9 protein-coding genes are annotated in these 15,073 nt (G+C 46.4%); 4 read left to right on the top strand and 5 right to left on the bottom strand.

Annotated elements, in window-relative coordinates; translation table 11 throughout:
- Positions 1–24: 24 nt before the first annotated feature.
- Together L3C95_RS07990 and L3C95_RS07985 are read right to left on the bottom strand one after the other, a co-directional pair.
- Positions 25–672, bottom strand: coding sequence for a GNAT family N-acetyltransferase (locus L3C95_RS07990; protein ID WP_236386484.1), 648 nt, complete (start codon positions 670–672; stop codon positions 25–27).
- Between the two features lie 387 nt (positions 673–1,059).
- Complete coding sequence (locus tag L3C95_RS07985) at positions 1,060–4,275, bottom strand: AsmA-like C-terminal region-containing protein (protein WP_236386482.1); 3,216 nt, start codon at positions 4,273–4,275, stop codon at positions 1,060–1,062.
- Positions 4,276–4,474: 199 nt separating this feature from the next.
- Between L3C95_RS07985 and L3C95_RS07980 the strand changes: the two genes are divergently transcribed.
- The 3 genes from L3C95_RS07980 to L3C95_RS07970 all read left to right on the top strand — a co-directional run bounded on the left by L3C95_RS07980 (position 4,475) and on the right by L3C95_RS07970 (position 8,468).
- Positions 4,475–4,891: a DUF983 domain-containing protein gene (locus tag L3C95_RS07980; protein ID WP_236386480.1), complete on the top strand. Its 417-nt coding sequence runs from the start codon at positions 4,475–4,477 to the stop codon at positions 4,889–4,891.
- 335 nt (positions 4,892–5,226) lie between these two features.
- The gene (locus tag L3C95_RS07975) at positions 5,227–6,933 is read left to right on the top strand and encodes an RICIN domain-containing protein (protein WP_236386478.1); all 1,707 of its coding nucleotides are present in this window, start codon (positions 5,227–5,229) and stop codon (positions 6,931–6,933) included.
- Positions 6,934–6,959: 26 nt separating this feature from the next.
- Positions 6,960–8,468 (top strand): RICIN domain-containing protein, encoded by a 1,509-nt coding sequence (locus L3C95_RS07970; RefSeq protein ID WP_236386476.1) that lies wholly within the window; start codon positions 6,960–6,962, stop codon positions 8,466–8,468.
- A 68-nt stretch (positions 8,469–8,536) separates the two neighbouring features.
- Here the strand turns inward: L3C95_RS07970 and L3C95_RS07965 are convergent, their stop codons facing one another.
- A complete protein-coding gene (locus tag L3C95_RS07965; RefSeq protein WP_236386474.1) occupies positions 8,537–9,229 on the bottom strand; it encodes an alpha/beta hydrolase in 693 nt (230 codons plus the stop codon).
- Positions 9,230–9,441: 212 nt separating this feature from the next.
- Here L3C95_RS07965 and L3C95_RS07960 point away from each other — a divergent pair, with 212 nt between their 5' ends.
- A complete protein-coding gene (locus L3C95_RS07960) occupies positions 9,442–11,124 on the top strand; it encodes a sigma 54-interacting transcriptional regulator (RefSeq protein WP_236386472.1) in 1,683 nt (560 codons plus the stop codon).
- Here L3C95_RS07960 and L3C95_RS07955 read toward each other — a convergent pair.
- Positions 11,117–12,481, bottom strand: coding sequence for a sigma-54-dependent transcriptional regulator (locus L3C95_RS07955; RefSeq protein WP_236386470.1), 1,365 nt, complete (start codon positions 12,479–12,481; stop codon positions 11,117–11,119). The genes L3C95_RS07960 and L3C95_RS07955 overlap by 8 nt on opposite strands.
- Positions 12,481–14,727 (bottom strand): histidine kinase dimerization/phosphoacceptor domain -containing protein, encoded by a 2,247-nt coding sequence (locus L3C95_RS07950; protein ID WP_236386467.1) that lies wholly within the window; start codon positions 14,725–14,727, stop codon positions 12,481–12,483. The genes L3C95_RS07955 and L3C95_RS07950 overlap by 1 nt, the downstream gene beginning before the upstream one ends.
- Positions 14,728–15,073: the final 346 nt, after the last annotated feature.

Below are 15,073 nucleotides of genomic sequence, written 5' to 3'. Positions count from 1 at the left end.
TTTTATTAAATCCTAAAATTGCGGTTAAATGGTGCCGGCGGATTGTAATTGCCGTTCTCTTTTCAATGCAGTGGTATATTGCTCTCTGGTGCAAAAAGCCAGATGCGCGGTTTTCTCAGGAAGATTGATAAGGTGATGATATTCGAAGCCTGCGCGTTTATTCAGCAGGTGGATCTTTTCATTTCTGGCGTCGGGTTCCACAATCAGCCGCTCCACTTTTTCTTCACTGAACATGAAGTCCATCAATACCGTAAAGACATGCCAGCTAAAGTTCCTGACCGGCGTATCTGCAGGCGCCATAAGGATATGAAAACCATAATCGCCTGTCTGCACATCATAGTACTCACCTATCCTGTCTTTAAACGCCCAGTAGAACTCTACCAGGAAGGCTGGCTTGTCATTATAAAATCCCATGAAAGGCTGTATATGTTCCGTGCTGATAAGATCACCGTACATATTCCTTACTTTCTCTACTGTGCTGTTCTGCAACTGCCAGTAAACGGCATAAGGTTTATTCACCCATTCATGGATAAACGGAACATCTGTATCCAGCTGTAATGGCCGGAGATGGAAATGACCGCTGGAAGGAATCAATCTGTCAAAGCAAGTGCCGATTTCCGGGCATAGAAAGGCCGGTATGTGGTCACCACATTTGTTACGCTTCTGTTGCATAAATCAAAATAGTATCAATCGGTTTTTCCGCTATAGACGGCCACAGGAACTGACGGACTGTGGCCTGCTAAAATGGTTTTAAAACGGGTTAAATAGGTGTCTTTTATTTCACTAGATAAGCGAAGCTATTTCAAAAAGATAAGGGCAATTGATCGAAGCGGGAATTTCATTTACGCAAACGGGAATAACAAATGTGTGACTGAATTTTGTTTTTTTATACGTATTGGCGAGGGCGTTATATGGCAAAAAAGATATCCCCTGGGTAGCCAACATACATACGCCGGGTTGCACCGGGGGTTACAAACATAAGGCCCGCCGCAGTAGCCTATTAAAGAAGAAAGCCGCTCCATTTTACTGAGCGGCTTTCTTCTTCGGCTTATGTTGTTTTTATGCTTTTTTAGCTTTTCCTAATCCGACTTTAAAATTATCCGGTGTACCTGTTACTTTGATATTCATAAAACGAACCTTTTTATCCTTATCGCGGTATTCAATGGCGTCTACCTGGTCAGGGTCCACCTCTTCCTTTTTCCTGCCAAATAGGGACTGAAAACCTACTTGTGTCACCATCTTCAATGGTATACGCATGTAATACTCCATTTTCATATCCAGCGACTGCTTACCGGAGATCTCCATGAAACCCAGGGAAGAGTTGATATTCATCTTCGGGATTTCCAGTATCCCATTCTTCAGCGTCAGTTTATTCTTCAATGTATCGAAGCGGATCATGTTCAGGTTCTTATCTTTGAAATAACCTGCCATGGCCTGCATAGGTGCAAAGTTCACCAGGCTGCCGTTACGGATATCGAGATCCAGTTGCGCTTCACAGTTATCTATGATAGGTGTGAGATCGGGATGCATCTGTATCCGGCTTCTCACCTGCCCGTTGAGACGGCCTTTTATATTCTTGTTAATCACATAGTCCTGTCCGAAGTGATCGAGTTTCAGCATCAGTTTTTCGATGTTTACGTCAAATACCCTTATCCTGCTGCGGAAGTATATCTTTTTCGGATCAACACCATTGAAATGACCTCTCATGCCTATCTGGCCTTCCGCTATGCCCATGCCCAGTGTATCCAGGTAGAGATGCTGATTGGCCTGCATGCGGATATTGCTGGTAACGTTCTTCAGCCAGAGGCGGTGGTATTTCACCCTGCCAATATTGACAGTAGCACGGAAGTCAATGAATGGTATTTTGAAAATATTAAAGCCACTGGAATGGGTGGTATCTTTTATCACGGTACGGCTTACCGCCGGTGCTGCTACAACCGTCTCCTCATCCTCATTTGCCGTTAATTTATAGTTAGTCAGCTGATCAAGATCAAGATTACGGGAAGTGAATTGCAGGAAGTTTTCTTTTTTACGTCTGGTAGTATCTTTTCCCATATACAAGCGCATACTGATGTCGAAATCAGTTTTACCGATACGGCCCGTGAGTGTATCGAGTTTCAGGAAATGATCAGATCCTACTTTTACCATACCTCTGATACTATCCACCTTAATCTTGTGTTCCTGCAGCTCTCCGGATACATTGGCCAGTTTCACCTTGGCAAATTTGAATATAGAATCGTAACGCAGATCAGCCTTCGCGCGCAGCCATATACCGGAAGCAACTTCGTGCTGATAGTCTTTCGGAACATAGTTGCGACTGATCGGTCCCAGTACATCTTTCATCGCCAGGTGCTGCGATTTCAGGTCAAATGCTATCTGTGTCTTTCCGCGCATCACTTTATCAAACCAGAGCTGGTAATTGATCACACGGCCGCTGAAACGTATGTCGCTGCTATCTATCATACCTCCGAAGTTGCGTAATAACAGGGCTGTATCGTTGATACTAAGCTCTGCTCCGAAATCATGGAAGGCATGCGGATATTCTTTGAAGCTGGCATACAGTTTCTCCATTTTAAATTTGCCTTTAGGCAACGGAGAAGGGTGTTGCAGCTCTTTTACGGATGTTTCCAGTGACAGTCCTATATTGAACCCGTAGATCTCTTCCTTCGCTTTCTTTGCCACCATAGAATCGTATGACAACAACTCTTTCATGATCATCTTCCTGCTACGTGCATTGAATTTTACCAGCACCGGTTTTTCCTGTTGATGGAACAGTGCAGGCAGATCGCTCAGGGAGCCGTTCATGGCAAAATCGGAGTTACCGAAGTAGAAGGACAGTGTATCCAGTTTTACGAAACCACCCTTCATATTGGCATGCAGGTTCAGGTTGTGGATGATATGCGGATAGTTGGGAATACGGAAAGTCAGGTTACTTACGCTCAGTTCACTCTGAATGCCTTCTTTCAGCTTGCCCATAGAAATTTCCGGTACGGTCATGTCAACCAGCTCGTTAAAATCCATCTTCAGGTTGATATGCCCTGTTAAACGCTGCAGGTCGGCTATACCGAGAAATGCGCCTATAAACTCCAGTTCCAGATCAGAATTGACCTGCATGATCATTTTCGGATCAGTGAAGTCTTTCATGACGAAATTGGCCTTGAAGATACCTTTCTCCGGGCGGGCGCTTACACTCAGCAGGTGCAGTTCTGAGGTTTTCAGTGAATGTTCGGCACCATTGGTATAATAACCTTTAAAGCCCAGGGAGTCGATCTTTTTATTGGCGGTGGCGTTCAGCAACCAGCCGTTCTCACATCCGAAGTTGATCTTTATCAGTGGCAGCTGATCTCCGGAAAGTTTTCCTTTAATGATACCATCGAAATAAAGGCGGCCATCGTAACGGAACTGCTTGAGTTGTTCCGCGACCGATTCGGGAGCAAAGGACAATAGCTGATCAATATCGGGCTTATCTCCTTTTACTTTGAAGTTGACGTTATTACCATGTTTCAGGTCTGCGGTTCCGGTTACACTAAAACTGGCGTCTTCCAGTTTCAGGCCACCTTGTGACAGGCTGACAAACTCATGGCGCTGGTCATATGTGAGCTGGAGGTCCAGTTTTACATGTTTATGCCGGAACAAAGACGTATCTGTTGGAGTGGTATAATCGGCTATCATCGCTCCTTCCAGGTGCGCAATAATGTTCACGCTGTCCAGACGGAAAGCAGTTTTCACTTTCTCTATATGGGTATTAACGTGCTGACCACTTTGTTTGTCTGAAAAAGCAATGTCCAGGTCTTTCAGTACGATCTTTTTGATATCCAGGTCGAGGGATGCGGATTCGGCTTCTGCCGTCGCGATGGTATCCTGTTGTATCCTGTTAGCCTCAACAATGTTCAGATTACCATTGACGTCCCTTACCAGGTCGAGGTGTCCTTTTTTGAGTAGTATTACTTTCACATTGTATTTCTGCCTGAGTAGATCGGGCAGGCTGAAACCTACATACAGCTTCTCCAGCTGGTACATGGGTCTGCCGGTCTTTTGCTTGGTAGCGAAAAACCGGACATTTGTCAGTCCTATGGAGATGTATGGGAAATTCTGAAAGGGGGAGATGGTACTGCCTTCAATGACCAGCTCGCCGGGCAACTGTTTATTCAACTCTTTGATTGCCAGATTAATAAGGCGTTGTTGCTGGGAATACAGTATGCCTATTGCGATACCGGCCAGTATTATCAGGATAGCAATAGGTATTAAAACGATCCGGAGAACCCTCTTTCGCATCTTGCCCGTCATGGTGTTGAGACTTGTCTTAGGTGATTATAACGACAAAAATAGAAAGCACCCCTATAAAATAAAAATAATTTATATGTACTGTCCTTTTCCCGCGACGAATCAGTAAAAAATACCATAATTAAGCTGAATACCACCACAGCGACCGGGAGGGTTTGAAGTACCTTTGGTACAGTTAAACAACTATTATATGTGTGCAGCGAAACTTGACCATAAGCCTAACTTGCTGGGCAGCATACTACAGAACAGGTGTCCTGCCTGTCGCAAGGGAAAAATATTTACATCAGATAATGCTTATAACCTGAAGCACTTTACCGAGATGAATGATCACTGTCCGGTGTGTGGTGAGGATTTTGAACGGGAGATAGGATTTTATTACGGGACGGGCTATGTTAGCTACGCGCTGACAGTGGCATTCAGCGTGGCAACATTTGTTGCCTGGTGGGTGATTATAGGATTTTCTTTGTATGACAACCGGATGTTCTGGTGGCTGGGAATAAACGCGGTATTGCTGGTGTTCTTGCAACCGCCTATTATGCGTGTATCAAGAACGATATGGCTGGCTTTTTTTGTAAGGTATAAGCCGGAGACACGTACATTGGCGTAAGAATCGTGCCGGCAGGTTTAAGGAATGCAGGCGGGCCTTCCTTAAACCTGCTGTTGCTTATCCGCAACTCTTCTTATCTGTGTTTCCCCTTCTTTTCTGATTATTTCCTAAGTACACATCTGCTGGCCCCTCTCTTTCCTTATCCTGCTTACTCGTTTTATTTCACATCATAATACCATTCACGATTCTACGATATACCGTAAAATAAATTCTTCTCTGCCGCAGCGAATGTTCTCATAAATAATTCATTAGTAATATGGCCCCTGGTTTGCCATGAGGGACGCGAAAACCGGAATACCGGGAATAAATAACCATTCATGTAACCAGTTTATCTTATGAAGAAAACCCGTCTTGCCTTAGGCTTATTGTTAGCCATGCTATCTGCCTGTACCAAAAAAGAAACTAACCCGGAAACGATGCCACCTGCAGCATTGACCGCGGATGCGGCCTTAAAAGGTTCCCCTGTCGGTGATGTGGTAGGTAAAGTGACAGTTGGCTACCAGGGATGGTTTACCGCTCCGGGTGATGGCTCAGCTGTGGACCGCTGGACGCACCAGAACCTGGAAATGTGGCCCGATACGAGGGAGTATTCAGTGACTTATCAGACACCGTTCCCTGCCCTGGGTAACGGACAACCAGCGAAGATGTTCTCTTCTTACGACCAGTCGACTGTCGATGTTCATTTCAGGTGGATGCAGGAAAACGGCATTGACTGTGCCGCCCTGCAACGTTTTACGGGTGAATTGTCTGACCCGCCCTTTAAGTCGCAGCGGGATGGGATGGCCCGGAAAGTAAGGGCCGCCGCAGAAGCCACCGGTAGAAAGTTTTATATCATGTACGATATCTCAGGAGATGCCGAGATGCAAAGTCGTCTGAAAACGGATTGGGTGAATACTATTACTGGCAACCTGGACCTATTGTCATCCCCGGCGTACGCGAAACAGAACGGAAAACCTGTGGTATGTATATTCGGAATGGGTTATAAGGGTGCGAAAGAGCCCGGTGGTGGCGACTCTGCTGCCTGTATTGATGTTATCAACTGGTTTAAGAGCCAGGGCTGTTATGTCATTGGCAGTGTACCCATGGACTGGCGTACACCTAATGTATTTTCCCGCACCAACTTCATGACGGTCTATGAATCATTCAACATGCTGGCGCCATGGGCAGTAGCAGCACAGGTGGTGGCGTCCTATCAGCCATGGATACAGGGCGATTATGATTATTGTGAGTCGCATGGTATAGACTACCAGCCGATTGCCTATCCGGGCTTTTCCTTCCATAACTCTAATGCCGGCAGTCCCTTTAATGAGATACCAAGACTCCATGGCGATTTTATGTGGGCGCAGGTGGCAGTAATGAAAAAGGTGGGCGCGAAAAGTCTTTATATCGCCATGTTTGATGAGGTGAATGAGGGCACTGCTATTTTTAAAGTGGCAGAAAACGCTTCACAGAGCCCCGCAGGCGCGACGTTTGTCAATCTTGACCAGGACGGAGTGGCCGTGTCATCAGATTTTTACCTGCGCCTCGTGCATGATGCGGGTAGAATGATCAAGGGTGAGATCCCTTATCAGGCAACGCATCCGACCCCACATATCATCGGCGGACAAGGGCCGCTGGCTGATGGCACTTACCGGATCATTAACCGCAACAGTAACCTGGCACTGGATGCAAAAGGTCAGGGTACAGTAAATCAAACGCCTGTACAGCAGTGGCCTTACAGCGGCGGTGCTAATCAGCAATGGGTAATAACCAGTATTGGCGGGGACCATTATAAGATCATTGGATTGCAAAGCGGCAAGTCGCTTGACATTGCCGGGCAGAGCCTCGATGATGGCGCTAAAGTGCAGTTGTATGATTATAACAATGGCGCTAACCAGCAATGGATAATAACGCCGGCTGCCGGAGGCTATTATACGATACAGGGTGTGCAGAGTGGGAAGGTGATAGAAGTACCTGCATTATCCACAGCAGCAGGAACGCTGATTGAACAATATTCTCCGAACAATGGCACTAATCAGCAATGGATCATCACTGCTCCATGAGGACAGTACTATAAAAACAGCAAAACATGATACGCAAATTAAGTGTAAATCTTATACTGCTACTTTCTCTCATGCTACATGCCTGCACAAAGAAGGATAACGGTCAGGATACCATGACTGCAACACCGGATAAAATTGCTTATGCTCTGGCAGCTGCAGGTAGCGGTAGTCCCGATGATACTAACATCAGGTATTTCGGACGCTGGGATTTCAGTGATAACAGTCGCTATACGAGTTATTGGGGCGGCGCTTATTTTAAAGTGAACTTTACAGGCACTACTGTCAAACTAAAGACCGGCAATACAAGTAATTTCTATGCCAGGATCGATAATGGGCCCTGGATCTCTTATAAAAATGCGGGCGGTGTTATAGATCTTACACCTATGCCACTCGCTGGTGGTACACATACACTGGCAGTAGCGCAGGGAAGAGACTATGATTATCTGTTCAGTTTTATGGGACTGATACTCGATGCCGGAGCGGCTACCAGCAAACCATCTACTGGTACTTATCTCATCGAATACATTGGCGATTCCATTACCGCAGGATACCTGAATGATCAGGCCAATGTGTCTGACTATGCATGGATTTGCTCGGAAGAACTGGGGGCTGAACATACACAGATTGCCTATCCCGGCATTGCACTGGTGAGTAGTCCAAGACATGGAACAGCTATGGATGCGCAATATTTCCGGCTACAGCCACCAAATTATCCCTCCTCTCCTGCCTGGGATTTTACGAACTATACACCGCAGATAGTGGTGCTCAATCTCGGTACAAACGATAGTGACTATGAAGATTCCGACAGCACATTCCGCGAGGTTTATACAGGGCTGCTGGCGGGTATCCGTTCCAGGTTTCCCCAGGCAGAGATATTTGTCATGCGTACCTTTCTCGGCATACGTTCACAGCCAACAGTGACCGCTGTGGAGAACCGTATGATTGCAGGCGACAAAAAAGTGCATTACATCAATACAGAAGGATGGCTGGCACAATCAACGGCAGACTATTTGCCGGATAATCTTCATCCCAGCGAAGCTGGTCATACAAAAGCTGCGGCGCTGTTGAAAGAAGTGCTGGCTCCATATACAGGAGGTGGTCAGGCCATACCGGACGGTATCTACAACATCGTCAATAAGAACAGCTATTTAGCACTTGACGCCACCGGACAATCTGCTGCCAACGAAACGCCACTGCAGCAATGGACGGCTAACAACGGTGAAAACCAGCGCTGGCAGGTCAAACATCTGGGTAATAATCAGTACCAGATAACCGGTGTGCAAAGTGGCAGGGCATTGGATATCACAGGACAATCTCTTTTAAATGGAGCTGGCCTGCAGTTGTACGACTATAATGGCGGTGATAATCAAAAGTGGATGATCACAGCGCAGAAAAATGGTTATTACACCATCACTGGCGTACAAAGCGGTAAAGTGCTGGAGATAACGGCGCAATCAACAACGCCGGGGGCGCGGGTAGTACAGTATACAAACAATGGGGGCAATCATCAGCTGTGGGCATTCAAGCGTGTTTAATGCATAACAGCGTTTAATGTATAAGGGTGGGACAATGAAGTGCCCACCCTTATTTTTTAAGCTGGAGATCACTTAGCACCGGCAGCAGTGAGAATAACACGTACTGCGCTTTCAGGATCATTCATAAAGAAGGTATGTCCACCGGTCACCTCTGTGACATTACATTTTGCCCGATCATACATTTTACGTTCCAGTACCGGATTTACCGTACCATCGTCTGTTGGCATTATCGCATAAGAAGGTTTGGAGCGCCATGCGGCCACCGTTACCTTGTCGGTAAAAGCGGTCACCGTAAGCGGAATCTGGGAATCATACATAAAGTCTGATTTAGCCTTTGTTTGCCCCGTTGCGAAAGTCGCATTGAATTTTTCTTTGTCCAGGTAGACAAGTCCTTTTTCGTCCGGCGGAAGTATGCCATTCACTTCCAATATAGGCGCAGACTGCACAAGATCGAGCGTAGACTCGCCTGCATCAGGAACAAAAGCAGCAACATACACCAGGCTGTCTACTTTAGCGTGCAATCCTGCCTGTGTAATAACGGTACCACCCCATGAATGCCCCACAAGCACTGCCGGACCATCCTGTCTGTCGAGCGCTGCGACAGTAGCATCTACATCCGCCTGAAGGGTACTGGTTGGATTCTGGACCAGCGTAACATTAAAACCATGCGCACGGAGTAACTGGTAGGCAGGCTCCCAACCGGAAGCATCGGCAAATGCACCATGAACGATGACCACATTTTTAACTGACAACTGTTTCATTCTATCGTTTTTATTAAATGAGATAATTACCGGTTCAAATGCCATACCTTCTATTAACTGATTGATTATCAATAAAAACATGCTCCAGGACACGAACTTTCATTTACGATATTTCGTGAATTTATGCAGGAACCTAAAATTGCGGGAAAACGTAACATTTCTGCAGGATCTTCTTCTCAGTGATTATGTTTGTCGAAGAACATCGTGAGCATATGGAAAAAGAAAGTACTCCCAAACAGACCGCTGGTCTTTATATTCCGGACAGCCATTTCCTTGTTGAAAGCCTCGAACAACAGAAAAGAGAACAGGCCGTCCTGCTGGAATTGAGCAGCACCATTGCCGGAGCAAAAAGCAGACAGGATCTCCGTGCGGTAATCACCGACCAGTTCCCCGAGCTTTTCGGAGGAAGATATTATACACTCTGCCTGATCAATGAAGACGGGGTGACACATTCACCATTCCTGCATTCGGAGCAAACGAGTATTCCCTCTAACAGGGGTGAAACACCGATCATCGTGTCCAGGCATCCTATCAATGACGGCATTTTTGAAAAGGCGCTGGCATCGGAAGAACCGGTGCTGATAGACCTGCAAACAGCCATAAGGGCGAATACCGTTCCCCAGTATGTTTATCGCTGGTTCAATGCGGGTATCAGGGAAATGCTGCTGGTAAAAATCTCGGGCGGAGGTATACCCATAGGTGTCCTCTATCTTTATGGAGAAAAAAAAGGTTCTTTTCAGATTGAAAAATTCAGGCTGTTCAAAGGTATAGCCGATATACTAGGGGCGGGATTCGGCAATATTATTTTTGGCGAGAAGATTGAGCAGCAGCTCCGGGAAATAAGGAAGTACAAAGGACAACCGGAAGACGATGAAGATAGTTTACATGACAAGACTGCACAGTGTAATGGTGTTAAAAGCATTATTGGCACCTCTCCCGCCATACAAAATATAGTAACGGTGGTGGAACGTATAGCGCCTTCTGATTCGACAGTATTGTTACTGGGAGAAACAGGTACCGGCAAAGAAGTAATTGCCAACGCTATACATGCCGCATCTCCGCGCAGGAATAACAGAATGATAAAAATAAACTGCGCTGCATTACCGCACAGTCTTTTTGAAAGTGAGCTTTTCGGGCATGAGAAAGGCGCCTTTACCGGAGCTTTGCAACGCAGGATCGGCAAGTTTGAACTGGCAGAGAACAGTACACTGTTCCTGGATGAAATAGGAGAAATACCGCTGGAATTCCAGGCAAAATTGCTAAGAGTACTACAGGAGAAAGAGATTGAGCGTATCGGAGGAAAGGGTGTTATTAAAGTAAATGTGCGCATTATTGCAGCTACCAACCGTAATCTTGAAGAAGAGGTGAAAGCGGGCAATTTCAGGCACGACCTGTATTACCGTTTAAACGTCGTACCTATTTCGGTGCCTCCGCTACGTAACCGGAAGGAGGATGTTCCGGCCCTCGTTACACATTTCCTCAGGCGTTATGCTACTATCAACAAAAAAAAGGCGCCTGTAGTGCCGGATAATGTAATGGAAAGCCTGATGCATCACGACTGGCCAGGAAATGTCAGGGAGCTGGAACACCTGCTTGAGCGTTCAATATTGCTTAGCAAAGGGAATGTGCTGCAGATAGATTTCCACGGCACAACTCAAAAAACGCCTGCTTCTGATAAGGAAAACGCGTTCAGCATAGTTCCATTGGAAATCATGGAAAGGGAATATATTCTGAAAGTGGTCAGGCTTTGCAATGGAAGGATCGCCGGGCCTAACGGAGCCGCTGCGAAACTGCGATTACCGTCTACCACGCTCAATTCCCGGATGCAGAAACTAGGCATAAAAAAGGAGCATTTTAACATCCGGCAATCGTCCAGGAAGATGAATATTATTTAAATACCTGTTTTATTCCCAGTCTTTTTATTCTTGAATATAGTGTTTGAGCGGGAAGTCCTAACATCCCGGCGGCGCCACCGGGGCCTGACACTTTGCCCTTGCTGGCTTTCAATGCAGCAAGGATATGATCACGCTCCATTTCATCCATTGTTTTAAGTTTACCTGGCTGTTCAACACCGGTTACTACTGCCGATGAAGGTAGTTCGAATGTAGAGATATCTTTGCCCGTTGCCAGGAGTACGTGGCGCTCTATCAGGTGCTCCAGTTCCCTGATATTACCTGGCCAGTCATATGACATCAGCTGACGCATGGCACTTTCCGTTATCTTTTCTACACCGGCCTTATTTTTGTCTGAATATTTTTTCAGGAAATGCTCTGCCAGCAATGGGATATCCCGTTTCCGCTCCCGTAGAGGGATCAGCTCGATAGGAAAAACGCTAAGCCTGTAATACAGATCCAGCCTGAAACGACCTTCAGCTACTTCCTTTTCCAGCTGCCTGTTGGTGGCAGCGATCACCCGCACGTCAATTTTAACCGGTACATCACCTCCTACGCGGACCACTTCTTTCTCCTGGAGAACCCGCAACAGTTTGACCTGAGCATCGGGCGACAACTCTCCTACTTCATCCAGGAAGATGGTTCCCTGGTTCGCCTGTTCAAACTTCCCTACCCTTTTCTGCCCCGCGCCGGTAAAAGCTCCTTTTTCATGGCCAAACAATTCCGTTTCGATGAGGGCAACCGGCAGTGCAGCGCAATCCACCACTACCATCGGCAGCTCACTACGACGTGATAGCCTGTGAATCGATCTTGCCACCAGTTCTTTGCCAGTACCACTTTCTCCCGTAATTAATACAGAGGTATCAGCAGGAGCGACGATCTTTATCTTTTCCATTATCTCTTCTGTATGAGATCCTGTATCAGCCATCTGCAGACTGGTATTGCCTGCTTTCCGGGTCTTCTGACCTTCATTTTGACCGGATTCCGCTTGCAACTTATATCTCGCGATATCCAGCATAATAAACAGGTCCTTTTCCCGGAAAGGTTTCACCAGGAAGCCATGCGGGCGCGTAAGCTTCGCTGCCTCAAGTGTTCGCTGGTTGGTATTCGCAGAAATGTACAGAAAAGGAATATGCTGTTGCATCAGCTCATTCCCTAAATCAATCCCTGAATAATCACCTTTCAAGATAATATCTATCAGCACCCAATCGGGCTGATGTTGCTGCAGCAGGGTCCGCGCTTTGTGAACAGAGGACGCAATACCACAAACCTCATATCCCGCCCTCTGCAACATTTGCTGCAGATCGTTGGCAACAATGAATTCATCTTCAACGATCAGTATTTTTCCTTTGTTCGCCATTAGTTCAATATGTATTTTCTGTTCTCCGGCGCAAATTCATGGTACGGAAAAGTGACACCAATAAATACTCCCGGATGATTATTCCGTAGCGAGAACACACCATCCAACTGATCGCTCAGTCCCTGCATGAGACGCATACCGAGCGAATCGCTTTCAAGCGCCTCATTGAGATCTTTTATGCCTACGCCATCATCACTGATAGAGAGCTGGCAATTTTTATCATGGTCCATTTGCAGGGATACAGTGATCACTCCTTTTCTTTCACCAGGGAATGCATACTTCAGCGAATTGCTGACAGCCTCGTTAAGAATAAGCCCCAGCGGTACTGCCTGTACCACTTCAAGTTCTATATGTTCGCAATTAACAATGAATTCGGTGTTATTACCAGCTTCATGTCCATCCTTCATATAACCGATCAGCTCCGGGATATACCAGCGCATATCAATTTTACTAAGGTTATCTGTCTGGTAAAGCCGCTGATGTATAAGCGACATGGAATACATACGCTGCTGGCTGTTGCGGATGGCGTCCAGTGCATCTTTATTGTTAAGGTATCGGGACTGTGTATTCAGCAGGCTGATAATAACCTGCAGGTTATTTTTCACACGGTGATGGATCTCTTTCAGCAGCCATTCCTTATCGTCTACCAGTCTTCTGAGGTCCTCATTCTGCCTGTTGATCTCATTCCGCTGGATTTCCAGCCGGATGTTCATAATTTTTTTATTGCGGTACCTGCTATAGATCAATCCGAGAAAAACGATCAGCAGGAAAACACCGGCGATGGTCACATTTCTAATGATCTTTTCTTTCTGCAGGGAAGCCTCCTGGGCCTGGCTTTTCTGTACCAGCAGTTTAATATCATTGTCTTTCTTTTCTGTTTCAAACTGGAACTGCAATTCGCTCAGCTGCCGGGATTGCATCATATTCCGGAGGGAATCAGATATTGATTTAAAGTTCCTGTAATGTGCTATTGCCGCTCCCAAATTACCAGCAGCTGAATCTATCTGATAGTAGAGATATTCTGTTGTAGCCCGTTTGGATTTTATCACCGGATATCGATCCAGCATGTGGAACATAACATCCAGGTACTGCTGCCCTTCTTTGAAATGGCCGGCTTTCACCAGGTAAGAAGCCATTGAATACCGTAGGGCCTGCCGCATATTTTCATGAAGCCCCTCCTGATCATACACCTTTTTCAATTTACGAAAATAGATTTCAGCCTGTGGCAGATCATCCATCACCATGTAAATGTGCAGTCGTAAGATGTTGAACGCGCTTTCATCGTATACGTCCAGCTCCGGTGCAATAGCGGCTCCTACATTAATTGAATCCAGCGCCTGCCTGTAGCGTTTCGTCCTTGCCAGTACCCGGGCTATGTTGGTCTGTATGTTCATTACCGCGAATGAATCTTTATTGGCGTAAGCGAGCGGCAATGCCTTGTTATAATAGACCATTGCCTGCTGATTGTTCTCCATAGACCAATAGCAGTCGCCCAGCCGGCTGTAGATGCTTGCCATTAATGATCCGCTGTCTTTCATCTCCTCACCGATCTTTACGGCGAGGGTATTGTAGCGGAGCGATTCCTGGAAATTGTCTGTCTGCACATAAACATACCCGAGAAGTCCGTAGACGCCCTGCAGGCGTTTGTAACCAACTTCCTGGTACAGGGAAAGCGCTTTTTTCAGGTTGCTCAGCGCATTAGGATAATCGTGCTTTAACTGGTACAGATCTCCAATGAATTCTCTCAGCTGTGCTTCCGACAACTTCTCTCCGAGACGGGCATAGATTTGCATTCCCTGTTCATAGAGCGCTATTTTGGGGGACAAATCGTCCCCCTCGTTACTGTAGGAGCCTCCCAGCTCGAGCAAGGCCTGGGCTTTTTCCCTGGCTGTACCGGTCTGGCCGAGTATTTCCAGGGCCTGTGCAGCCATTTCTCTGGCCTGGGCACCCTGCCCCCTTTCCCTGAGCGTTTTCGCACGCAATAACCGGCTCAAGCCAATACCACGTTTATATTGTTGTTGAGAGCTTATACGTTCCATTTCCCCGGCCATGTCCATGGCGCTGTCCATATCTAAGGCGAAGGAACCCGGCTTGTCAAGACAGCGTTCAGCATGCCGGATTAACTCCCCGACCCTCATTGTATCAGGCATTGCCGCCTTGTGGCTATCGCGCCGCCATTGACATCCAACAACTGTTGTAGCCAAAAGGATTCCAATAAAGCTGGCAATAAAAAGATTGTTATTCATAAACCGTTCACCGTTGATGCCGGGCACGAAATTAACCTGAAAAATGGAAGAGTGTTTAAAAAGGGAGGCGATGGTGGATGGCAGCGGGTCCACACACCCGCTGCCCTTCATCGTGGTTCTTCAACAAAAATACAATCTGGGGCCTTACAAAAATGGTCACGATTTCTTTCGTGTTGATACTATGTTGATACTATAAAGACGGTTAAAATATTTCTGGTAATTTGCTTTGTGATATCGTCGGAGTATACATGCCATTCCACATAAAACATTGTCTATAAACAATCTTCAGGGATAATTAAAGCAGCCTATATACCTGTAACATTCTTCTTCAAAGGCTTTCAAAATC

The sequence above is a fragment of the Chitinophaga filiformis genome (genome assembly GCF_021646545.1).
GTDB classification, from domain to species: domain Bacteria; phylum Bacteroidota; class Bacteroidia; order Chitinophagales; family Chitinophagaceae; genus Chitinophaga; species Chitinophaga filiformis_A.
Note: the sequence above shows the minus strand (reverse complement) of the source record. Positions and strands in the feature narration are given on the sequence as shown.

Bases quoted from the DNA above. Each gene is read 5' to 3' on its own strand.
- L3C95_RS07990 (WP_236386484.1), bottom strand. From the start codon at position 672: ATGCAACAGAAGCGTAACAAATGTGGTGACCACATACCGGCCTTTCTA.
- L3C95_RS07985 (WP_236386482.1), bottom strand. From the start codon at position 4,275: ATGCGAAAGAGGGTTCTCCGGATCGTTTTAATACCTATTGCTATCCTG.
- L3C95_RS07980 (WP_236386480.1), top strand. From the start codon at position 4,475: ATGTGTGCAGCGAAACTTGACCATAAGCCTAACTTGCTGGGCAGCATA.
- L3C95_RS07975 (WP_236386478.1), top strand. From the start codon at position 5,227: ATGAAGAAAACCCGTCTTGCCTTAGGCTTATTGTTAGCCATGCTATCT.
- L3C95_RS07970 (WP_236386476.1), top strand. From the start codon at position 6,960: ATGATACGCAAATTAAGTGTAAATCTTATACTGCTACTTTCTCTCATG.
- L3C95_RS07965 (WP_236386474.1), bottom strand. From the start codon at position 9,229: ATGAAACAGTTGTCAGTTAAAAATGTGGTCATCGTTCATGGTGCATTT.
- L3C95_RS07960 (WP_236386472.1), top strand. From the start codon at position 9,442: ATGGAAAAAGAAAGTACTCCCAAACAGACCGCTGGTCTTTATATTCCG.
- L3C95_RS07955 (WP_236386470.1), bottom strand. From the start codon at position 12,481: ATGGCGAACAAAGGAAAAATACTGATCGTTGAAGATGAATTCATTGTT.
- L3C95_RS07950 (WP_236386467.1), bottom strand. From the start codon at position 14,727: ATGAATAACAATCTTTTTATTGCCAGCTTTATTGGAATCCTTTTGGCT.